Genomic DNA, 22,081 nt, shown 5'->3' on the forward strand with positions numbered 1-22,081 from the left:
ATTTCCCTTAGTCTCGGTGGCTCGGAGATGTGTATAAGGGGCCGTTATAATATAACACATTCGCCTACTCAATTGCAAGTCTTTTTTTCAAACATTTGATCATGCCCCGAGATCGAGCATCCTGCAAACGTTGCTGCCTCCGAAGCGACAAAGAGTAATATACCAAATTGAATTCCAAAAAGCAAATGCTTTTTATTGGATACAAAAAAAGCGTACCTCCAGCATCCAAGCTGTAAAGGTACGCCCCGCTACAAAACGTTTTATTCTCCTTGACGCTCACGCATAAGCGGGAACAGCAGCACGTCACGAATGGACGGGGAATTGGTTAGAAGCATAACCAGCCGGTCAATCCCAATACCCAAGCCACCTGTAGGCGGCATACCGTATTCTAACGCCCGGATGAAATCATCATCCATCTCATGCGCTTCATCATTGCCTTGCTCACGCTCTACGAGCTGTGCTTCAAAGCGCTCCCGCTGATCAATCGGGTCATTCAGCTCAGTGAAAGCATTCGCATGCTCACGAGCAACAATAAAGAGCTCAAAGCGATCCGTAAACCGAGGATCCTGCTCATTCTTTTTAGCCAAAGGCGAGATTGCCACCGGGTGTCCATACACAAAAGTAGGTTGGATCAGCGTTTCTTCTACGAAAGTCTCGAAGAATTGGTTTACAATATGACCGAAGGTCATCATAGGCTCAACATGCACTTTATGCTCTTTGGCCAGCTTGTGAGCTTCTTCGTCTGTCATTTGCTGACTGAAGTCCACACCAACGACTTCTTTGATGGCATCCACCATAGAAACGCGTCTCCATTGCGGAGCTAAATCAACCTCGTGTCCCTGGTAGTTAATTTTGGTCGTCCCCAATACTTCTTGTGCGATATGAGCAACCATTTCCTCCGTCAGCTTCATAATATCAAGGTAATCGGCATAGGCCTCATACAATTCAATCATAGTAAACTCGGGATTATGGCGCGTAGAGATGCCTTCATTCCGATATACACGGCCAATTTCGTATACTTTCTCCATGCCGCCGACAATCAGACGCTTCAAGTGGAGCTCAATTGCGATCCGCATATAGAGCTGCATATCGAGAGCATTGTGATGTGTAATAAACGGACGGGCGGATGCACCGCCTGCAATGGCATGTAACGTCGGCGTTTCCACCTCCAGGTATCCACGGGAATCCAGATAGCGGCGCATGGACTGAATGATTTTGGAACGCAAAATAAACGTTTCCTGCACTTCCTGGTTCATGATCAGATCCACGTAACGCTGACGGTAACGAAGCTCAACATCCTTCAAGCCGTGATACTTCTCAGGCAAAGGCAGCAGCGATTTCGAAAGCACCTCTACATTTTTCGCTTTAACGGACAATTCACCTGTTTTGGTTTTGAACATAACGCCTTTTACGCCAATGATATCCCCGATATCCAGCATATCAAAGGCTTGGTACTTGGTTGAGCCTACTGCGTCCTCACGAACATAAATTTGAATTTTGCCTGTGATGTCCTGCACATGGGCGAAGCCCGCTTTTCCCATGCCGCGCTTTTGCATGATACGTCCTGCAATGCTCACTTCAATTGCTTTCTCATCCAATTCTTCCTTCGTCACGTCGTCGTAAGCTTTGAAAAGCTCGGCCGCGTGATGCGTGAGGTCAAATTTTTGCCCGAAAGGGTCAATACCCAGTGCACGAAGCTCGTCCAATTTGTTCCGTCTGATTTGCAGCAACTCGTTTATTTCTTGTTCTACCGTCATGCTTACAGCTCCTTCTCAATTTTTGTGCAATATTCATTCTTTAACACTAAAAAAGCTTCCAGAGGAAGCTTTTGTTGAAAGTCAAGGTTTGGAAAAAACCAATTATTTCTTAATATCGATAATCTCATATTGAATGACGCCCGCTGGAACGTTTACGTCGACTACAGAGCCTTTCGATTTGCCAAGAATGGCTTTACCAACCGGACTTTCGTTGGAAATTTTATTTTGAAACGGATCGGATTCTGCAGTACCGACAATGTTATATTCCACAATTTCACCGAACTCCAAATCCTTCAAAGTTACGATAGAGCCTACACTTACCGTATCGGTATTCACATCGTCGTTATTAATGATACGAGCGTTGCGAAGCATTTTTTCCAGTGTCATAATACGACCCTCGATAAAAGCTTGCTCGTTCTTCGCATCTTCGTATTCTGAGTTTTCACTGATATCGCCATAGCCGATCGCTACTTTGATTCTTTCCGCAACTTCACGGCGCTTCACGGATTTAAGTTGTTCAAGCTCTTCTTCAAGCTTCTTTAAACCTTCCTGCGTCAGGATGACTTCCTTTTCACTCATTGCAACGATCTCCTGTCATGTGAAAGATTTTCATATTTCGAGCTGTTCCTTCGACTATGAATTCACTTATAAATAATATATTAACGATCGAGATCCTGATGACTGATCCGCTTAGGGTACGACTATTGCCTGATTATATTGCAAGCCTATACAAATGTCAATCTGAGCCAAATAGCCCACACGGGCTGATTTTAGTGAATTGCTGATGACGCTTGGACCGCTTCTTCCGTACCGTTGCCTTCCATGGAAGCTACAAATTCCTGCAGAACCTGGGCCATCGCATCCCGCTTCGTTTGTTCCATAATAAGGTCCTTCACGCGCGCGGAGCCCTTCAAGCCTTTGAGGTACCAAGCTAGATGCTTGCGCATTTCTTTGACCGCCACATGCTCGCCTTTTAAATCGACCAGCCGGTCCATGTGAAGCAGCGCGATGCGAATTTTTTCCTGACCTGACGGTTCAGGCAGCAGCTCGCCGTTGGTTAAATATTGAATGGTGCGGTAGAGCATCCAAGGATTACCTAGCGCGGCACGTCCGATCATAACCCCATCCACACCCGTTTGATCGAGCATCCGTCTGGCATCTTCCGGTGTTGTTACATCACCATTGCCGATAACAGGGATGGAAACGGAATCTTTAACCTCTTTAATAATGTCCCAATTGGCATGCCCGGTATACATTTGCACCCGTGTACGTCCATGAACGGATACCCCCGCTCCGCCGCCGTTCTCAACCGCTTTGGCATTTTGCACGGCATAGATGTGATCCTCGTCCCAACCGATTCTCATTTTGACCGTCACCGGCTTGCTCACGGATTTAACTACGGTTTCGATCATTTGTTCGATTTTGGGCGGATCAAGCAGCCAACGGGCCCCCGCATCGCATTTTGTAATTTTGGGTACCGGGCACCCCATATTAATATCAATGATATCGGCATCCGTGTTCTGATCGACATATTTTGCAGCTTCGACCAGCGTCTCCGTATCTCCACCGAAAATTTGCAGACTAAGCGGCTTCTCCCGCTCATCTACATAGAGCATTTCCAGTGTGCGATTATTGCCATGCAGAATGGCTTTATCGCTTACCATTTCCGCGCAGACCAAGCCGCAGCCGAATTCCTTGGCGATCAGCCGGAAGGCCGGATTGCAGACACCGGCCATCGGAGCCAGCACAACCTGGTTGGGCGCTTCTACGTTTCCTATCTTCAACATTATCCTCACTCCTTTGCAAACCGTTTATTTAGCCACCGACAAAAGTTCCTCGGGATCAATGCCAAGCACCTCTGAAATTCGGCTGATGATTTTGGGATCCGGCTTTCGTGTTCCCCTCTCGATTGCACCTAATATGGCAATAGAGACATCAAGCTGATCAGCCAGCTGATTCTGGGTAAAGCCTTTTAATTTACGGAAAGCCCGTATACGTTGGGCTGTCATATTTTTTTCCATAAGATAACGCCTTCCTTTCCATCCAGTTGCTCTAGATGTGCAGCCATAAAGGCAGCTTGTTCGGCCCCGCGTTCCTGCATCACCTCTACGAGCGGAACCATCACAAATGCACGCTCCAGCATCCGCGGGTGAGGCAAAATAAGAAACGGATCGTCCTGAACCGTATCCTGATACAGCAAAAGATCCAAATCCAGTGTCCTTGGTCCCCAGCGCAGCTCACGCGTTCGTCCCAATTCCAATTCGATTCGCACCATCACGTCGAACAACGCCTGAGCTGAAAGTGAAGTTTCCACTTCAATAACCATATTCAAAAAAGGATCCTGATCCACGACGCCGACGGGCTCGGTTTCATAAATACCCGAACGGCCGGAAACCGCAATCTCCTCATGAGTGTCCAGCTGCCTGATGGCATCCTGTAAAAATCGCTCTCGGTCACCCATGTTCGAGCCCAGAGCAATGTACGCGTAAAATAAAGGCTTTGAGCCCATAAACTTATGCCCGCTTTCTGTGAATTTCAACCGATACACCATCAAAAAACATAGCAACCGGAGGATGCGGTTTCAGTACGCGTACGGTAATTTCATTTATACCAGTATAAGTTTGCAGAAGCCGAGATGCAATATGTTCTGCCAAAGCTTCGATAAGTTGAAATACTTGCAGCTCGACGATGTCCTTAATGACTTGATACGCCTCCGCATAGTTGATGGTATCGTCTATCGAATCCGTTGTACCGGGCTGATCCAGCGGCATATGCAGTTCTACGTCTACTTGATACCGTGCGCCCAGCTTATTCTCTTCGGGATACACGCCGTGATATCCGTAAAACTGCATTCCTTTCATCACGATTTTATCCATTATTTACTCCCCCCATCCCCTATTGAATTGGTTACAAAGACAACCGATGCCTTACAATCGTATCCGTCATTACGGCAACACGCTTCATCGCCCGGACGTCATGAACCCTCATGATCTCGCAGCCCTGGACAATGCCCATCGTTACGGTTGCTGCCGTACCTTCTACGACATCATCCGGAGGGAGCTGAAGTGCCGTCCGAATCATGCTTTTGCGGGAGGTGCCAAGCAATACTGGATACCCCATGGCGACAATACGGTGAAGCTCATTCATTAATTGAAGGTTGTGCTCATAGGTTTTGGCAAAACCGATGCCAGGGTCTAAAATAATCTGGCTGTCTTTGATTCCGGCCTCATGAGCCAGGCGGATGCTCTCTTGCAAATCCTGGAGTACCTCTGGAATAAAGTTATCATACACCGCCTCCAACCGATTATGCATGATCACAATCGGACAACCGTAGGCTGCCGCTACTTTAGCCATCTCTGTATCTTTGCGCAAGCCCCAAATATCGTTGAGCATATGGGCTCCAGCCTCAAGTGCCTTCCGACCTACCTCCGCTTTATAGGTATCTACGGATATCGGAACCTGCACTCCCGCTTCCCTCAAAGCACGAATGGCGGGAAGTACACGGTTCAATTCCTCTTCCAAGGAAACTGGAGCAGACCCCGGACGGGTCGATTCCCCTCCGATATCAATGATCTCCGCTCCTTCAGCAATCATCGTCCGAGCTTGCTCCACTGCTGCCTCGGGACGAGCATACCGTCCGCCATCGGAGAAAGAATCGGGTGTGACATTCAAAATACCCATAATTACAGTGCCGCGGTCTAATCGCAAAGGGATCCCGTTGCAGTCCATAACTCGCCGTTTGCTTTCAACCAACCCGTTCGGCACAACACCTTCGGCTATTCCAAGCTCTGACATCCGCAATTCCTCCTAGCTTAACAATGATGTATCCCGTTCATATAATTGAATGAACCTTCGCGTGAGCGACCCTGCTGTTCCTTCGCTAACCCGTCTGCAGTTCCCTTGCGCGTCGAACAACGAAGTCACCGGCACGATCTCCTGAATGGAGTTCGTTATAAAAACTTCATCGGCCCGGAGGAGTTCACTCCAAGTAAAGAACCCTTCCTCTGTCTGCACTCCCGCTCGCTCAGCTAAAGCCAACACATAGTCCCTCGTAATACCGGGGAGAATCCCCGTTTCCAAAGCGGGTGTGAACAGCTTTCCCTCTCGAGTAAAAAAGAGATTACTGACAATCCCTTCCGCCAGGCTGCCGGATGAGTCCGTAAAAAGTCCTTCTGCACTCCCGGCCCAGGGATACTGCCGCATCTCCTGCTTGGCCAGTATATTGTTCATATAATGGAGCGATTTCAGACGCAGCGGGCCTTCTGGGGTGTTGCGGGCTAGCTTGAGCAGCTGCAGCGGTTTCCCTGTGCGATAAAGCTCCTTGTCCTTCGGCGGAATGGCTTTAATATAAACAACGACGTGAGGATGGGTATACTCGCCAGCAGGCAGACCGAGAATATCCTGTCCCGCGGTGACCGTAAATCGGATATAAGCATCCTTCCCTGACAAAAGCTGATGGTTAGCAAGCAGCAGGTCCGCTATGATGTCCTCCCATTCCCCTGCCTGCGGCTTATAGGCGATTCCGAGCTGCTTACAGCCTGCCAGCAGCCTCCGTTGATGAAGATCCAGTAAAAAAGGTTGTCCGTTATATGTACGGAACGTTTCGAATAAGCCCATGCCGTAAAGAAAACCGTGGTCGTATACAGAGACCACGGCCTTTTCTTCTTCTATTATCGTTCCATTAACGTAGATGTTCACCCTTGCTTCACAACCGTTTCGTTCAAGAAATTACGCAGGATGGTTAGGCCATGATCGGTAATAATTGATTCCGGATGAAACTGTACGCCCTCGATTGGATACTCCTTGTGACGAAGTCCCATGATCTCGCCCTCTGCCGTTTCCGCACTGATCTCCAGACAGTCGGGGAGCGTCTCTCTGTTGACAATCAATGAATGATAACGGGTCGCCGTAAATGGAGATGGCAAATTTTTAAATAGGGTCTTGCCATCATGCAAAATAGGAGATGTTTTACCATGCATAAGCCGTTCCGCCCGAATGACTTCCCCGCCGAACACTTGACCGATGGATTGATGGCCCAGACACACTCCCAAAATCGGGATCTTCCCCTTAAAATGCTCAATCAGGCTCAAACTAATGCCCGCTTCATTGGGGGTGCAAGGTCCTGGAGAAATCAAAATATGATCAGGCTTGAGGGCCTCAATACCCGCAAGATCGATTTCATCGTTCCGTCTTACCTCTACCTGCTCTCCAAGCTCTCCTAAATATTGTACCAGATTGTACGTAAACGAATCATAGTTATCAATGACCAGGATCATGAGAAAAGCCCCCTATACTAATTTTTTTTCAGCTGCTTCACTATACTGGATCGCCTTCCACATCGCCTTCGCTTTGTTGATGGATTCAATGTACTCCTTGTCAGGTATGGAATCGATAACGATACCGGCACCCGCTTGCACGTAACCAATCCCATTTGCCGTCACCAAAGTACGTATAATGATATTAAATTCCATATCGCCGTTATAGTCAATCCAGCCCATAGAGCCCGTGTAGGGACCTCTGCGTACAGGCTCCAGCTCTTCGATGATTTCCATGGTGCGGATTTTGGGAGCCCCAGTGATCGTCCCACCCGGAAACGCCGCTGCAATCACATCGTACGCTTGCTTGCCTGGCGCCAGTGTCCCCTCCACCTCCGACACAATGTGCATGACATGGGAGTAAGATTCGATCACCATAAAATCTTTCACCTTCACCGTGCCGTAGGTGGAAATTTTGCCAAGATCATTTCTCTCCAGATCCACCAGCATGATGTGCTCAGCCCGTTCCTTCTCATGGTGGATCAGCTCATCCGCCAGTTTTCTGTCCTCTTCAGCATTCTTCCCTCTTGGACGTGTACCGGCTATCGGTCTTGTCCGTACCGTTCCCTTTTCCAACTGTACCAATAGCTCCGGGGAGCCGGATACGAGCTGAAAATCATCAAACCGCATGAAGCCCATATAAGGAGACGGGTTCACGAGCCGAAGCCATTCATAAATATACTCCGGACGCTGGTTCAGGTGCTTATGTTGTCTGACGGATAGGTTCACTTGAAATACATCGCCTGCCCCGATATATTCCTGAATTCGTTCCACCGCACGGATATAGTCCGTTTCAGGAAAGTCCGCTCGAATATCCGTAATCGAGTTCATGTCTACCTGCAGCTGATCAGCTTGCATCTTCTCCTGCATCGCTTCACGCGCCTGCAGGTGCGGTCCGGAGCTGTTGACTGCCGCAATCAAGTCCCATTGCCGTTTCATGCGCTCTGTTTCCTCTGCCATCTCACGATACAACTGCTGCAGCCTGCCCGCGGAGTCCTCCGCCTGTCCCCAGTATGCATGTGCCGAGCAATACAATTCTTTATGTTCATGGTCAATAATCCACAGCCGATCAAATCGGGCAAAAGCATAATCCGGCACAGGCAGGTCGTCGGCCGCCAAGGAGGGCAGCTTCTCAATAGACCGGATCACATCGTAGCCCCAAAAGCCTACGCAGCCCCCCAACAGCTTAGGAAGCCCGTCCACGTGCGGAGCACGATACGGCTCCATCCACTGCCGGACCAGCTCCAAGGGCTCTCCTTCTACATGAACGTCAGGCGAGCCATCCTGCTGAATTGTCCCCCGCAAATGCTTTCCCCTGATCGAAGATACGGGGCGCAAACCGAGCAGCGTATAACGCCCGCCTTTGCCGCTTTCCAATACGAAAGATCCCGGATAGGCTTGTTCCCACGCCTTCTCCCAGGAGAGGACCCGATCCGCCTCCAGGGGATACTTGCAGACATAAGGAAGCATCGTATAGCGACCTGTCCATAGCTGCCATTGTTCATAGGTGATCAAAGTCACGCAGAACGACCCTCCTCGATTGGTTTTACCCATATAAGTTTGGACTTAGTATACTTGATATCGCTTATGAAAAAAAGCCCCTCAATAAATTGAAGGGCCCGAGTACAAGAGTGACTATTCTTCGAATTGATACAGTGGGGTGCTGAGGTATCTTTCACCGTTACTTGGAATGATTGCAACGACTCTTTTACCTGCGCCCAATTCTTTAGCAACCTTCAATGCAGCAAAAATCGCAGCACCGGAAGAAATTCCGCCGAGAATACCTTCTTCTTTCGCAACACGGCGAGAAGTTTCGAAAGCATCATCATTATCCACTTGAATAACTTGATCGTAAATGTTGGTGTTCAGGATGTCGGGTACGAAGCCTGCACCAATACCTTGAATTTTATGAGGACCTGGCTTGCCTCCGGACAAAACAGGGGAAGCGCTCGGCTCAACAGCGTAAATTTGAATATTCGGGAAGTTTTCTTTCAGTACGCTGCCTGCACCTGTAATCGTACCGCCGGTTCCAATCCCCGCAATGAAGGCATCCAGCTTGCCGTCGTGGGAATTGATCGCTTCAACGATTTCAGGGCCCGTCGTTTCACGGTGAACCTTCACGTTCGCTTGGTTTTTGAATTGCTGTGGAATGAAGTAGGAAGGATTCTCCGCTTGAAGCTCTTCCGCACGTTTGATAGCACCTTTCATTCCTTCCGCTCCAGGTGTCAAAACCAATTGGGCTCCATAAGCGCGAAGCAGGTTACGACGCTCCAAGCTCATCGTTTCAGGCATAACCAAAATCGCTTTGTAGCCTTTAGCTGCTGCAACCATAGCCAAGCCAATGCCTGTGTTACCGCTTGTCGGCTCAATGATTGTATCGCCGGGCTTCAGTTTGCCTTCTGCTTCAGCCACTTCAATCATGCTGATGGCAATACGGTCTTTGACGCTGGCACCCGGGTTTTGGTACTCCAGCTTTACGTACACTTCCGCACTGCCTTCCGGCACGACCCGGTTTAATTTAACGAGTGGTGTACCCCCGATTAATTCTGTTACGCTCTGAACTAATTTAGCCATCCTGAAATCCTCCTAAAAGATCATGTTATAGATAATATCCGAGTAAACTGGTAGGTATTCTATAAACATCTTATCAATGGTTGAGATGGTTGTCAATATGCAATTCCCTTATAATGTCATAACGACGTGCCATTTCTCCCGCAGTTTCTTCATTACTTCTTTTATCGGAGGTGCCTCTCTCAGCGCCATTTCTTTACGCACCGTTTCCCTAACGGCATCTTTATTCAGCTTGGGATCTTCCTTGCGATCCTTCAGCTTCAGAACATAGATTTGCCCATTCGCTTCAATCGGCTTGCTCACCTCACCAGGCTTTAGCATCGCGGCCGCTTTCATCAAAGGTACAGGCAGAAAAGGGTCCCCCTCCTCTACCCACCCCAAATCGCCGCCGCTGCTGCGGGTGGCATCATCCAGAGACCGCTCTTTTGCGATTTGTGCAAAATCCATTCCCTTTCCAAGATCAGCCGTTACTTTCGAAGCCTGATCCTTGGAGCTTACTACGATTTGTAACAGCCGAAGCTGGACCTTGGACTTAAACTCCTCGGCATGGGACTGGATATACGCATCGATCTGTTCATCCGAAATTTTGATCCCCGCCGTTGCTATTTTTTCAAGCAGCAGCTTGTCGTTCACATCGGCTCTCAATGCCTCCGGTGACATGCCCAGCTGTTCCTTCATCGAATCGTAAAATTGAGCCTCACTGTCGTACCCTTGCTGCATCCGCTTCAGCTCTTTTTGTATCTCGCTTTCTTCCACATTCATGCCTCGTGCTTTGCCTTCCATGCGAATGACTTCATGATCCACCATTTGTGTTAACAATTCACGACCGTGCTTCTGCATCAACTGCTGTTCCAAATCTTTGCTGGTGATCGTCTTGTCCCCGATTGTTGCGACGACTTGGGTAGAAGGATTCTTATCCGTCTGCGGCTTCATATCAACATTGGATTGGTTAAAGAAATCGGCAAACAATACGGAGGAAAGGATAGCTACGGTAATCAGCAGTACCGCAATGACTCCCCACAATATCTTCATGTTTCGCATGCCTAATCCCCTCGTATGGTCACTCTCTCATTATTCTGGACTCTCTTCTCCATCTATATCGTCCGCTTACAATTGATTTATTATAGCTTTCAGATCCTCGGCTTCGAACAAATATTTCTCATTGCAGAAGTGGCAGACAATTTCAGCCTGACCATCCTCATCCAGCAGCTGCTCAAGCTCGGACCGACCAAGGGAAATCAGCGTCTGCTCTACCCGCTCCTTGGAGCATTTGCAGCGGAAATGGACTTCCATGTCTTCGAGTACTTCCACATCCGGAAGCACGCGGCCCAAAATCTGCTCCATCGTCAGACCCTGATCCAACAGCGTCGTCACAGGCTCCACCTGCGACAGCATCGTCTCGATCTGTGTAATTTCATCATCCTTCAAGCCCGGCAGCAGTTGAATGACGAATCCGCCTGCGGCCTTAATGCTGTAATCCACGTCAACCAATACACCCAATGCTACCGCCGAGGGCGTTTGCTCGGATTTGGCAAAATAATAGGTGAAATCTTCAGCCAGCTCTCCCGAGATGATAGGAATGCTGCCCCGGTACGGCTCTTTCAGACCCAAATCTTTGATGATGTTCAAAAAGCCATCCGTCCCGACGGCTCCCGCTACGTCCAGCTTGCCTATTGCATTCAAAGGCAGATCGACATCGGGATTGTCCACATAGCCGCGAACCTCGCCCTTTGCGTTAGCATCCACGACGATTTGGCCGATGGGGCCACCCCCTTTGACCATAAGGGTCAGCTTCTCTTCGCCCTTCAGCATAGCCCCCATCATGAGGCCCGCAGAAACGGTACGACCCAAAGCAGCAGTCGCCGTAGGCGTCGTTTGATGACGTCTGCTCAGCTCCTCGACAATCGCTGTGGAACAAACCGCGAAAGCCCTAACTTTACCTTCCATAGCTGTAGCTCTAATTAAATAATCGCGCATGAGAGTAACCCTTTCATCTTGAAAAATAGGACGGTCCCCCATCCTTATTGATTGCGTTCATAAATGATTTGCAAGCCCTGTAGGGTAAGCAGCGGATTGACCACTTCAATCGTACGGGATTCGCTGGAGATGAGCTCCGCCAATCCCCCCGTTGCCACGACCTTGGCCTGAGTTGCATATTCCTCCTGAATACGGGAAACAATCCCATCCACCTGACCGGCAAAGCCATAGATAATGCCCGCCTGCATGGATGAAATAGGGTTGCGCCCTACGACACTTTTGGGTTTGACCAGCTCAATTCGCGGCAGCTTGGCTGCACGCTGGTACAACGCTTCTGTCGAAATCCCGATTCCCGGAGCAATGGCACCGCCAATATACTGACCTGACGCATCGATGTAGTCAAAAGTTGTAGCCGTCCCGAAATCGACGACAATACAGGGAGAACCATAAAGCTCAATAGCAGCGACGGCATTCACAATCCGGTCAGCTCCCACCTCACGCGGGTTCTCGTAACGAATGTTTAATCCCGTCTTAAGCCCCGGGCCGACAATGAGCGGGGTCTTCTTTAAATATTTTGAACAGAGCTGCTCCAAAACAAACATCAGCGGCGGCACAACAGAGGAGATAATGACGCCTTCCACCTGATCCAGTTCAATTCCGGCATGATGAAATAGATTATAAATGGTCATTCCGTACTCATCCGCGGTACTGGACCGGTTCGTGCTTAGGCGCCAATGATGAAGCAGCTGCTTCCGTTCATAGATGCCAAGCACAATATTCGTATTTCCAACGTCAACCACCAGAATCATGACCGTACTCCCTTCTGAGCATTCAAATCCAGGCTAATGTCCAGAGCTTGCACAGAATACGTCAACCGGCCTACTGAAATGACATCCACACCCGTTTCCGCAATTGAACGGATCGTCTCCAGCGTGACCGAGCCCGATGCTTCTACCAGAATATGCGGAGCAGCCGATTTCATGCGTACAACCGCCTCCCGCATTTGCACCGGCGTCATGTTGTCGAGCATGATAATATCAGGCTGTGCCGTCAAGGCCTGCTCCAGCTGCTCCATGGACTCGACCTCAACTTCAATCTTCATCGTATGCGGAATCTGAGCGCGTGCTGCACGAATGGCCTCCGCAATGCCGCCGGAGCCCTTGATATGATTATCTTTGATCATAACTGCATCAAAAAGACCGAAGCGGTGGTTGTGGCCGCCTCCGACGCGGACCGCATATTTTTCAAGCAGCCGGTGACCCGGTGTTGTTTTGCGGGTATCCACTAACCGAACAGGCAATCCTTGTATCGCAGCAACGTACTGCTTCGTCCGAGTCGCTACCCCGGACATCCGCTGCATTAAATTCAGCGCCAACCGTTCCCCCAATAAAATGCTGCGTGTGCTGCCGCTAACCTCAGCCAACACGGTTCCATAACGAACCTCATCACCTTCATTAACCTTTGCGGTAAAGCTTAAATCAGGATCGACAAGAGCAAAGACCGCTTTGGCCACAGGAAGCCCTGCGATAATTCCCTGATCCTTGACGTGAATAACCCCTTTGGACTGCTGGTCCGCAGGGATCGTGGTCATCGTCGTCACATCGCCCATCCCGATGTCTTCCTCCAGCCACAGCCGGAGCCATTTATTTATCGTTTCTTGAGGCAGCTCATACATCGTCAATACGTCCCTCCGTAATGCCGTGCTCGCGGTTGAAGACGGTATGCTTTTTCCATACGAGATCATTTTTCTCAGGGAAATCTTCCCGATAGTGTCCCCCGCGGCTCTCTTCTCTAATCAGCGCGGCCTCCGTCGTCAAAAGCGCGCAGGTAAGCAGATTGGCGAACTCATATTCCTCCCTTTTGGACAGACAGGAATCGAAGATCGATAGCTGACGTTTCAGCTCTTCATGCCCTTTCTCCAATCCCTCGGCCGAGCGTTTCAAGCCCGCGTAGCGCAGCATAATTTTTTGCAGTTTTAATTTCTTCTCCACAATCGGCTGTTTGGCATGCTCGGTCCGCAGGCATTCTCCTGTGACGGAAGGTGTATGGTTCAACGGCGTCAGCTGGTGAATACGCTCCAGAATGCGCCGCCCGAACACAATGGCCTCCGACAATGAATTGCTTGCCAGTCGATTCGCTCCATGTACACCTGTAGAGGACACTTCGCCGCATGCAAACAAACGGCTCACTGCCGTCTCTCCGTACAAATCCGTCTTGACCCCACCCATCATATAATGAGCTGCCGGCGCCACCGGTATCCAGTCAGAGGACAAATCCAGCCCGTAGTTCAGGCAAAATTCATAAATCGTCGGAAAACGATGCTTAACCGTCTCTTCCGATTCATGCGTAAAGTCGATATAGACAAAAGTGGACTTCGTATGCTCCATCTCATCCACGATTGCCCTGGCCACAATATCCCTCGGGGCAAGCTCCAATTGATGGTGATACCGCTCCATAAAGCGCTCCCCATTAATATTCCGCAGAACAGCTCCTTCGCCGCGCACCGCTTCTGACACAAGAAACCTCGGAGCACCCGGATAACAAAGGGCTGTCGGATGAAACTGAATGAACTCCACATCTTGAACGAAAGCTCCGGCACGATAAGCAATGGCAATGCCATCTCCGGTTGCTATGTCCGGATTTGTCGTATATCGGAACAGTTGGCCCGCGCCGCCAGTACACAGAATTGTCGCATTCGCTTTCACGAAAATCTTCTGCCCCTCGGGGCTTTGGACCAGCGCGCCATAGCATACTCCGTTCTCCGTAATCAAATCGATTACAAAGTGATCGTCCCATATTTGAATGTTCGGATCCTGCTTCGTCTTCTCTGACAAAGCACGCACAATTTCCGCACCCGTAGCATCACCGTTCGCATGCAAAATACGCCGTTGGCTGTGAGCGCCCTCCTTCGTCAGAGCAAATTCGCCGTCCTCCAAATCAAATTGGGTACCCATTCGAATCAGATCCTTCACACCGTCAGGACCCTCGTGTACGAGCACATCAACAGACGACGGTGAACAGAGCCCTGCCCCGGCGACCAAAGTATCCTCGCGATGGTACGCAGGCGAATCCTCGTCGGAAATAACTGCAGCAATGCCCCCTTGGGCATACCGCGTGTTGCTATCGAGCAGCGATTTTTTCGTCACCATAAGCACTTTATAGCGTTCGCTGGCTTTAATTGCAGTAAAAAGACCGGCAATGCCGGCGCCAATGACCATCACATCCGTATGTACTTGAGGCAGGTTCTGAATATCAAAATCAACTAAATAACGTGGTATCATCAGTACGCTCACCTTTCTCTTACAAGAGAGTAGCGCATGCTACTTCACTTGTAACATGCGCTCCAGGGATGCTCTAGCTTGATCCGCAACATGCGGCGGTACATAAATTTGTGGCTGCATCGTTTCCAGACAACGAACGACTTTTTTCAAGTTATTCACTTTCATGTTCGGACAAACCAAATATTTCGTAGCAAAATGGAATGTTTTGTTCGGACTATCGAGGCGCAGCTGGTAGCCGGTACCGTCCTCTGTGCCTACAATAAACTCCTGGCAATCGGATTCCTTGCAGTATTTAATGATGGCGGTGGTGCTTCCTACAAAGTCACCCAGCTTGACAACCTCCGGACGGCACTCTGGATGGACCACGAACTGAGCGTTTGGATATTGAGCTTTCATTTCCTCTACATCTTTGACGGTCAGCATATCATGTGTGTTGCAGTAGCCTTCCCAAATAATCATTTTCTTGCTTGTATGTTTAGCAACATAATCACCCAGGTTCTTGTCAGGCACCCATATGATTTCGTCCGAATCAACGGATTCGATCACTTTAATGGCATTAGCCGACGTACAGCAAATATCGGTTTCCGATTTCACCTCTGCCGACGTGTTAATGTAGGCTACAACCTTCGCATTAGGATGCTGCTTTTTCAGCGCACGAAGTCCGTCTACATTTACCATATCGGCCATAGGACAGCCAGCACGCTCATCCGGAATCAGCACCGTCTTGTTCGGAGCCAAAATTTTCGCGCTCTCTCCCATAAAATGAACCCCGCAGAACACAATCACTTCCGCATCTGTCGATGCTGCTTTTTGTGCCAGCAAAAAGGAATCGCCGCGGAAATCAGCTACCTCTTGAATTTCATCTCTTTGATAATAATGAGCAAGAATAATGGCATTGCGTTCTTTCTTCAGCTGCAATATACGTTCCTTCAACTCGCGCTTCTGTTCCTCTTTGCGCTCCAAGGCTAATGCCTCCACGGCTGCACCGTCCTTCCTAAAATTACCGTTGCCCCTTTAATGTACAAGAACCTACTTCGTGAAAATGTTCACATAATGTTTAAAGATTTACACCTAATTTACACAACATCCCTTCTAGTGTCAATCCTCAAATACCTACAAAAATGACGGAATAGTCCGCTCGGCTTCCAATGGCTTCCCCACATGATCTCTTAAGTCTAGTTTCTCGTCCAACGCTCATTTTTAACCCATACTTCCGGTGGCAAAAAAATAAGCTGTACCTGTAAGGCACAGCTCATGTTATTATTCTTTATCGCCTTTATCTTCTTCCGAAGCAGGCTTGTCAAAATCAAGTTTGTTCGCTTCAGCCGTTTGCTGCTGACTAACGATGTTTACTTTCACTTCGGTGCCGTTCGAGTCATCCAGCTTGCCGTTCTCGATCAGTTGCTTGATTTGTTCCTTCTCGAGCGTTTCCTTCTCCAACAGCGTTTCGGCAATCAGGCGTACCTGATCCGAATACTTCTCGAGCGTTTCTTTCGCTCTCGCATAGCAGCTGCGGATAATGGTCTGCATTTCCTGGTCGATCTCATAGGCGATCGCATCACTGTAGTTCTGCTCATGACCCAAATCCCGACCCAAGAACACTTGGCCTTGAACGTTGCCGAACTGCATCGGTCCGAGCTTATCGCTCATCCCGTACTCCATAATCATTTTGCGAACGATGCCTGTTGCACGTTGGAAGTCGCTGTAAGCTCCTGTACCGATTTCGCCGATAAACAGCTCCTCGGATACACGGCCGCCCAACAATCCGGTTACTTTGTCCAGCAGCTCGTTCTTGGTGTTCATCATCCGGTCTTCGCCTTCCTTCGGAAGCATCATGACGTATCCGCCTGCACGCCCCCGCGGGATGATCGTAACCTTATGAACCATATCGGCGTTTTCCAAATGGTAACCGATAATCGTATGACCCGCTTCATGGAAAGCCACCATGCGCTTCTCGCGTTCGCTGATGACGCGGCCTTTCTTCTGCGTACCTACAATAACGCGGTCGAAGGCTTCGTCCAGCTCTTCCATAGAAATGTCTTTCCGGTTGCGCCGTGCTGCAATCAGTGCGGCTTCGTTCAACAGATTCTCCAGGTCAGCGCCTGTAAAGCCTGTTGTAAACCGTGCCAGCACATCCAATTTCACATCTTTGTTCAAAGGCTTGTTGCGAGCATGTACTTTCAGTACGGCTTCGCGGCCTTTGACATCCGGACGGTCCACCGTAATCTGGCGGTCAAAACGCCCCGGACGCAGCAATGCGGGATCCAGAATGTCAGGGCGGTTCGTTGCAGCTACGATGATGATTCCTTCGTTAGCCCCGAATCCATCCATCTCCACCAGGAGTTGATTGAGCGTCTGTTCACGCTCGTCATGTCCGCCGCCTAAGCCGGCGCCGCGCTGACGACCTACAGCATCAATCTCGTCTATAAAAATAATACAAGGAGCATTCTTCTTGGCGTTCTCAAACAAGTCACGGACACGGGATGCACCGACACCGACAAACATTTCAACGAAGTCGGAACCGCTTATACTAAAGAACGGAACACCTGCTTCGCCGGCTACAGCACGTGCCAGCAAGGTTTTCCCCGTTCCCGGAGGACCATTTAAAAGAACCCCTTTAGGAATTCTTGCGCCTACAGCAGCAAACTTACGAGGATCCTTCAAGAACTCAACGACTTCTACGAGTTCCTGCTTCTCTTCATCCGCCCCCGCCACATCTTCAAAGGTCACACGTTTCTTCTCTTCATTGTAGAGTCTGGCTCGGCTCTTACCGAAATTCATCACCTTACCGCCGCCACCCTGCGCCTGATTCATCAGGAAGAAGAACAGGATGAAAATGATCACAAACGGAATAATGGAGGTAAGGAAGCTAATCCAGATATTGTCCCCTTCCATCTTCTCAATGACGATGTTCGGTACTTCGCTCTTCTCAACAAGGTTCACAGTTTCTTGGTCATACGGAGCGCGGGTTTCGAAGTTTTTCTTATCCGGCGTCGGCGGCGTTTTATACTTACCGCGAACCAAGTATGTTTGTCCGTCATATCTTAAACTGACCGAGTCCACATTTTTTTCAACTAAGGCCTGTCGGAGCTTATCGTAGCTAATCACGTCTTTCTGATCATTCTGTGTGCTGATAAAGTGAACGATACCGACGGTGACCAAAAAAATGAGCAAATAAAAGCCTGTATTGCGAATAATTCGATTCATCCCCTACCTCCTCTCAAAAACGGCAACTTTGTTTATTGTACCACAGCAAGTCTTGGCATCACAAGAAATGCTAATGGGAGTACACCTCAGGCTTCAAAATGCCTACATACGGCAGGTTACGGTATTTTTCACCATAATCCAGACCATAACCTACAACGAATGCATCGGGAATAACGAACCCTTTATAGTCTGCATCCAAATCGACCGTTCTACGCCCCGGCTTGTCAAAAAGCGCAGCTACCGTAATGGATAGCGCATTGCGCCGCTCCAGAACATCAATCAAATAACTCAAGGTCAGTCCGCTATCAATAATGTCTTCAACAATCAGAATGTGGCGGCCTTCTACAGGAACGTCCAAATCCTTAATAATTTTGACTACACCCGACGATTTAGTCGATTGCCCATAGCTGGATACGGCCATGAAGTCGATTTCGAGGGGAACTGTAATTTGCTTGACCAAATCCGCCATAAAAATAAACGCACCCTTGAGTACACAAATAACCAATGGATTGCGTCCTTCAAAATCACGGCTTAATAGTTGGCCCATCTCCTTTACCTTGTCTTGAATTTCCTTCTCGCTGTAAAGTACTTCTTGAATGTCGTTTTGCAAGAGAGAACCTCCTACTGAAATTGAATTATGCTCTTACTGTGGATCTTGCTATCTTAACACGAGGAAAGCGGGCTTTCTTCATGTGAAGGTCATTTGTAAAAAACGCTCGGTCTTGTCGGTCACCGGGGCATGAGAAGATCGGCGTACCCCCGGCAGCCATAAAATCCGGCCCAACGCATCCGTGACAACAGGTATCCGCTGCCTTTGGCTCGGCGGTATTTTGGTATCGATGAAAATATCTTTCACCTTTTTGGAGCCGTTTAGTCCAAATAATTGCATCCGGTCTCCCTCCTGCCTGCTGCGTACCTGGAGCGGTAGGGCGAGGTGATCGGCATCGAATAAAGTCGTGCTTGCGCTGCGCTGCTGATCATTTGAGACGCTCTCTCTTGAACCCCAGCGGCAATCAATCCGCATTCCCGTCTCCGGGATGTCCAAACAAGGTTGGCCCCGATGAACGGGATATTGATATGGGAGAGGGGGTACCACATAATTATGTATCATAATCCCATCATATTCCCTTGTCAAAACCAAGTCGTTGCCCAGGTAGAGGCTCAAGTTCGAGGGTTCGTCCCTCACGATGGCCTCACGGATCTGCTCTAGCTTCAGAAAATCTATGGAATCCCCTTCCAAAGCAAGATAATTTAATATTAGTTTAATCAAACGCCTTTGTAAAGCGACATGTACCCGGGCAAACCAATTTCTTGACCATTTAGCGAAATCGCTTTCTTGGGCTACGCCTTGTTCCCACAAGTCCCTAGTTTGCTGTTCCAAATAGTCGTTTTCCACCGTCATCATCTGAGATAAACGGTTTAAGGACTGGGGCAGCTGTGCATTGTACCTCTGCAAATAAGGGAGCACCTCGAGGCGAATCTCATTGCGAAAATATTTGGTGTCCAGATTGCTGCTGTCCGTATAATACGTTAACCCGGCAGCCTCGCAGTACGTCACAATTTCTGACTTATATATACGAAGAAGAGGGCGCACAAGTTCCACTTTTTGTTCCGAGCGAAGTACAGGAATTCCTGCCAGCCCTGCAGGCCCTGTCCCTCGCAGTAGTCTCATCAGCATCGTCTCCGCCTGATCGTCCGCGTGGTGGGCCAAGGCGATCTTGTTCGCGCCATGCAAAGAAGCGGCTTGATGCAAGAAGCCGTAACGCAGCTCCCGGGCGGCCGCCTGCGGGTTTTTACCCGTATCCTCGATATATTGAGGCACGTCCAGTCGGCCAACTTCACAGGGGATGCCCAAACGCTCCGCCCATTGTGCTACAAATGCCGCCTCCCGTTCCGATTCTTCGCCCCGAAACAAGTGATTGACGTGAGCTACCGTCAGCTTCCAGTTCCATCTTCCGGAAAGCAAAAAAAGGATATGCAGCAGCGCAACGGAATCCGGTCCCCCGGAAACCGCTACAAGAATACGGTCTCCTGCCTGCAATAGCCGCTGCTCTCTCACATCCATCTCTACATTAGCCACTAAATCCATCTGACATATCCTTTCGCAGGCCGCTTCTAACATCACCTTTAAGGCAAGGGCCAGAACAAGTAAACCGTAAACCCAAACAGCAGCAGCGATGCTGCAAAGCAAAGCTTCAGCATGGAGCCCCGCATCGCACGGGCCGCAAGCACAGGCCGCGGATAGCTTTGTTTGCGCCATTCGGCCAGCGCCTCGCCGGAAGATGCATATTGGCCCATAAGCGCTTTGCGCAGAACGGGCTCGACATGGCTTAAATGTTTGTTTGCATGCAGCATGTCGAGAAGCGTATGCACATTTCGGTTTTGCGGCAGCACCTGCTGCAGACCTTGCTTCCGCACGGCTGCCGTAGCCGTACCGCTAATGAGCAGCACAGCAAACGCAAACAAATCATAGGCCTCGTCTGCGGAACGGGATCCGCCGCCCCAATACCCCCGGTCGTATACCACCGTAAACTGCTTCACGGACCGGCCCATCGGGGTTACACCGCCGAAATCTATCAGCTCCACATCGCCATACCCGGAAACCAGCATATTCTCTACCTTCAGGTCACCGAAAATGTAACGCTGCCCGTGAAGCTCGACCAGCTTTCGCAGCAGATTCGTTCCAATAATATATACCCAATCTTGACCACGCTGTATCACAAAGTCGGACATCGTCTGCCCCTTGACGTAACGCATCACGCAAAAGGGAAGCTCACGTCCCTGATAATGAAAATCATCTACGTCCAACAAATAATGCCTAAAGGATGTATTGGACTTTGACAGGGCCTTCAGCGCATTCACCTCGGATTGATGATCGACCGTATCGAATCCGATCTTCAACGCATAGGTCTGCTTTCCGCGCCTCACGAGGTACACTTTGCCATTGGCGCCTTCTCCCAGCAGCCGCTCGACCCGGTACTCGCGCTTATGCCATTTTCCTTGTATGATAGTGCCAAAAGACACCCCTTGCTCAAACGACGTAGTCACTCAGCATCCCATCCTTGACTTTAGGCGCGCTGTCACGCACGGGTTGGTCCACTGCAGCGCCGCCTTTCCTACTATATATATCGTCAACAGCGGCCGTGGTTGTAATGAATTGGATCACCTTCAGCAGGGCAGGTCCTGTAGGGGTCGTACCCTTCATGTTTAATTTATAAAACAAACGGTTCAGATTTGCAAGGTCACTGGTCCAGTTCAGATCCATTTCGACCTCCTCTTGACCTGAAACTGAAGCCGGGAAGTGAAACACTGCCATTCGGCTGTACCCGGAGCGCGCCTGGAGACTGAGCTGCAAATCATATATCGATTCCTTCACGGCCGCAAGCTTCGGCTTCATACTCGCACTTGTGTCAATAAGCAAAACAATATCAAGATCTGTTGTTTCCGACAGCTCATCCATGACCTGAACCACCTGGGACCTTTTATCCGGCGGAAGACTTTCGAGTCGGGAGTCGCCCAAAATATGCTGCAGTTCTTTGCCAACCGCTTGCTGAATCGTCTGAACAACCGTTTTTCTAGTCATCATTTGTACCGTCTGTGACAGCTGGTCTACGGTGACCAGACGGCTCATGCCGCCTCCGGCTTGGGCTATTTCGTTCACTTCATCGATACCGTGCTCACCCAAGACACTTGTATCGATCAAGCCGATTACATTGACGACAATGCCCTCCCCCTTAGCGTGCGCCGCTGCAACAACCGGACTCAGGCCTACATTAGAACATCCATCGGTAATCAGTATAATTTGCTTCATCGGTTTCCCCGTCCTTTACATGGTTTTGTTCCTAGTTTTTCCATTTTCTCCTTCTCCTAAACCAACCACAAGGCGGGGCCAATTCGACTTTTCTGCGGTCTACGCACCAAAAAAGGCATCCCCTTCAAGGGAGGCCACTGAAAAAGTTACGGCTGCATGGAC

The 22,081-nt window shown here is 49.5% G+C and carries 22 protein-coding genes; all 22 read right to left on the reverse strand.

The genetic code is table 11. The annotated features are described in order from the left end of the window. Positions 1–260: 260 nt before the first annotated feature. Positions 261–1,757, reverse strand: a complete 1,497-nt coding sequence (lysS, locus tag CF651_RS30680) for a lysine--tRNA ligase (RefSeq protein ID WP_094018671.1) — start codon at positions 1,755–1,757, stop codon at positions 261–263. A 102-nt stretch (positions 1,758–1,859) separates the two neighbouring features. Continuing rightward, positions 1,860–2,336, reverse strand: coding sequence for a transcription elongation factor GreA (greA, locus tag CF651_RS30685; RefSeq protein ID WP_094018672.1), 477 nt, complete (start codon positions 2,334–2,336; stop codon positions 1,860–1,862). Positions 2,337–2,527: 191 nt separating this feature from the next. Further along, positions 2,528–3,544, reverse strand: coding sequence for a tRNA dihydrouridine synthase DusB (gene dusB / locus CF651_RS30690; protein WP_094018673.1), 1,017 nt, complete (start codon positions 3,542–3,544; stop codon positions 2,528–2,530). 24 nt (positions 3,545–3,568) lie between these two features. Next, positions 3,569–3,778 carry a helix-turn-helix domain-containing protein gene (locus CF651_RS30695; RefSeq protein ID WP_094018674.1) on the reverse strand — a complete coding sequence of 70 codons (210 nt, stop codon included), beginning with the start codon at positions 3,776–3,778 and terminating at the stop codon, positions 3,569–3,571. Next, complete coding sequence (gene folK, locus CF651_RS30700) at positions 3,763–4,266, reverse strand: 2-amino-4-hydroxy-6-hydroxymethyldihydropteridine diphosphokinase (RefSeq protein ID WP_094018675.1); 504 nt, start codon at positions 4,264–4,266, stop codon at positions 3,763–3,765. Before folK ends, CF651_RS30695 begins: the two co-directional genes overlap by 16 nt. Positions 4,267–4,270: 4 nt before the next feature. Then, positions 4,271–4,633 carry a dihydroneopterin aldolase gene (gene folB, locus CF651_RS30705; protein ID WP_094018676.1) on the reverse strand — a complete coding sequence of 121 codons (363 nt, stop codon included), beginning with the start codon at positions 4,631–4,633 and terminating at the stop codon, positions 4,271–4,273. Positions 4,634–4,664: 31 nt separating this feature from the next. Beyond that, positions 4,665–5,486 (reverse strand): dihydropteroate synthase, encoded by an 822-nt coding sequence (gene folP, locus CF651_RS30710; RefSeq protein ID WP_144029141.1) that lies wholly within the window; start codon positions 5,484–5,486, stop codon positions 4,665–4,667. Between the two features lie 78 nt (positions 5,487–5,564). After that, positions 5,565–6,455: an aminodeoxychorismate lyase gene (gene pabC, locus CF651_RS30715; RefSeq protein WP_094018677.1), complete on the reverse strand. Its 891-nt coding sequence runs from the start codon at positions 6,453–6,455 to the stop codon at positions 5,565–5,567. Then, positions 6,452–7,033 carry an aminodeoxychorismate/anthranilate synthase component II gene (gene pabA / locus CF651_RS30720; protein WP_094018678.1) on the reverse strand — a complete coding sequence of 194 codons (582 nt, stop codon included), beginning with the start codon at positions 7,031–7,033 and terminating at the stop codon, positions 6,452–6,454. Before pabA ends, pabC begins: the two co-directional genes overlap by 4 nt. 12 nt (positions 7,034–7,045) lie before the next feature. Then, on the reverse strand, positions 7,046–8,542 hold the full coding sequence (locus CF651_RS30725; protein WP_425436372.1) for an anthranilate synthase component I family protein: 1,497 nt from the start codon (positions 8,540–8,542) through the stop codon (positions 7,046–7,048). 165 nt (positions 8,543–8,707) lie between these two features. Continuing rightward, positions 8,708–9,646 (reverse strand): cysteine synthase A, encoded by a 939-nt coding sequence (cysK, locus tag CF651_RS30730; protein WP_094018680.1) that lies wholly within the window; start codon positions 9,644–9,646, stop codon positions 8,708–8,710. Between the two features lie 108 nt (positions 9,647–9,754). Beyond that, positions 9,755–10,684 carry a peptidylprolyl isomerase gene (locus CF651_RS30735; RefSeq protein ID WP_094018681.1) on the reverse strand — a complete coding sequence of 310 codons (930 nt, stop codon included), beginning with the start codon at positions 10,682–10,684 and terminating at the stop codon, positions 9,755–9,757. Between the two features lie 66 nt (positions 10,685–10,750). Continuing rightward, positions 10,751–11,620, reverse strand: a complete 870-nt coding sequence (hslO, locus tag CF651_RS30740; protein WP_094018682.1) for an Hsp33 family molecular chaperone HslO — start codon at positions 11,618–11,620, stop codon at positions 10,751–10,753. 44 nt (positions 11,621–11,664) lie between these two features. Further along, entirely contained in the window at positions 11,665–12,429 is a 765-nt protein-coding gene (locus CF651_RS30745) for a type III pantothenate kinase (protein ID WP_094018683.1), read from the reverse strand. Then, entirely contained in the window at positions 12,426–13,295 is an 870-nt protein-coding gene (nadC, locus tag CF651_RS30750) for a carboxylating nicotinate-nucleotide diphosphorylase (protein WP_094018684.1), read from the reverse strand. Before nadC ends, CF651_RS30745 begins: the two co-directional genes overlap by 4 nt. Next, the gene (gene nadB, locus CF651_RS30755) at positions 13,288–14,901 is read right to left on the reverse strand and encodes an L-aspartate oxidase (protein ID WP_094018685.1); all 1,614 of its coding nucleotides are present in this window, start codon (positions 14,899–14,901) and stop codon (positions 13,288–13,290) included. Before nadB ends, nadC begins: the two co-directional genes overlap by 8 nt. A 39-nt stretch (positions 14,902–14,940) precedes the next feature. Further along, positions 14,941–15,879 (reverse strand): quinolinate synthase NadA, encoded by a 939-nt coding sequence (nadA, locus tag CF651_RS30760; protein WP_094018686.1) that lies wholly within the window; start codon positions 15,877–15,879, stop codon positions 14,941–14,943. 282 nt (positions 15,880–16,161) lie between these two features. Beyond that, entirely contained in the window at positions 16,162–18,108 is a 1,947-nt protein-coding gene (gene ftsH / locus CF651_RS30765) for an ATP-dependent zinc metalloprotease FtsH (protein ID WP_094018687.1), read from the reverse strand. A 70-nt stretch (positions 18,109–18,178) separates the two neighbouring features. Further along, a complete protein-coding gene (gene hpt, locus CF651_RS30770; RefSeq protein WP_094018688.1) occupies positions 18,179–18,718 on the reverse strand; it encodes a hypoxanthine phosphoribosyltransferase in 540 nt (179 codons plus the stop codon). 78 nt (positions 18,719–18,796) lie between these two features. After that, entirely contained in the window at positions 18,797–20,197 is a 1,401-nt protein-coding gene (tilS, locus tag CF651_RS30775; protein WP_094018689.1) for a tRNA lysidine(34) synthetase TilS, read from the reverse strand. Between the two features lie 38 nt (positions 20,198–20,235). Next, positions 20,236–21,156, reverse strand: a complete 921-nt coding sequence (locus CF651_RS30780; protein WP_245856223.1) for a protein kinase domain-containing protein — start codon at positions 21,154–21,156, stop codon at positions 20,236–20,238. After that, on the reverse strand, positions 21,140–21,919 hold the full coding sequence (locus CF651_RS30785) for a vWA domain-containing protein (RefSeq protein ID WP_094018690.1): 780 nt from the start codon (positions 21,917–21,919) through the stop codon (positions 21,140–21,142). Before CF651_RS30785 ends, CF651_RS30780 begins: the two co-directional genes overlap by 17 nt. Between the last annotated feature and the right edge of the window lie 162 nt (positions 21,920–22,081).

The organism is Paenibacillus rigui (assembly GCF_002234615.1).
In the GTDB taxonomy this organism is placed as follows: domain Bacteria; phylum Bacillota; class Bacilli; order Paenibacillales; family NBRC-103111; genus Paenibacillus_S; species Paenibacillus_S rigui.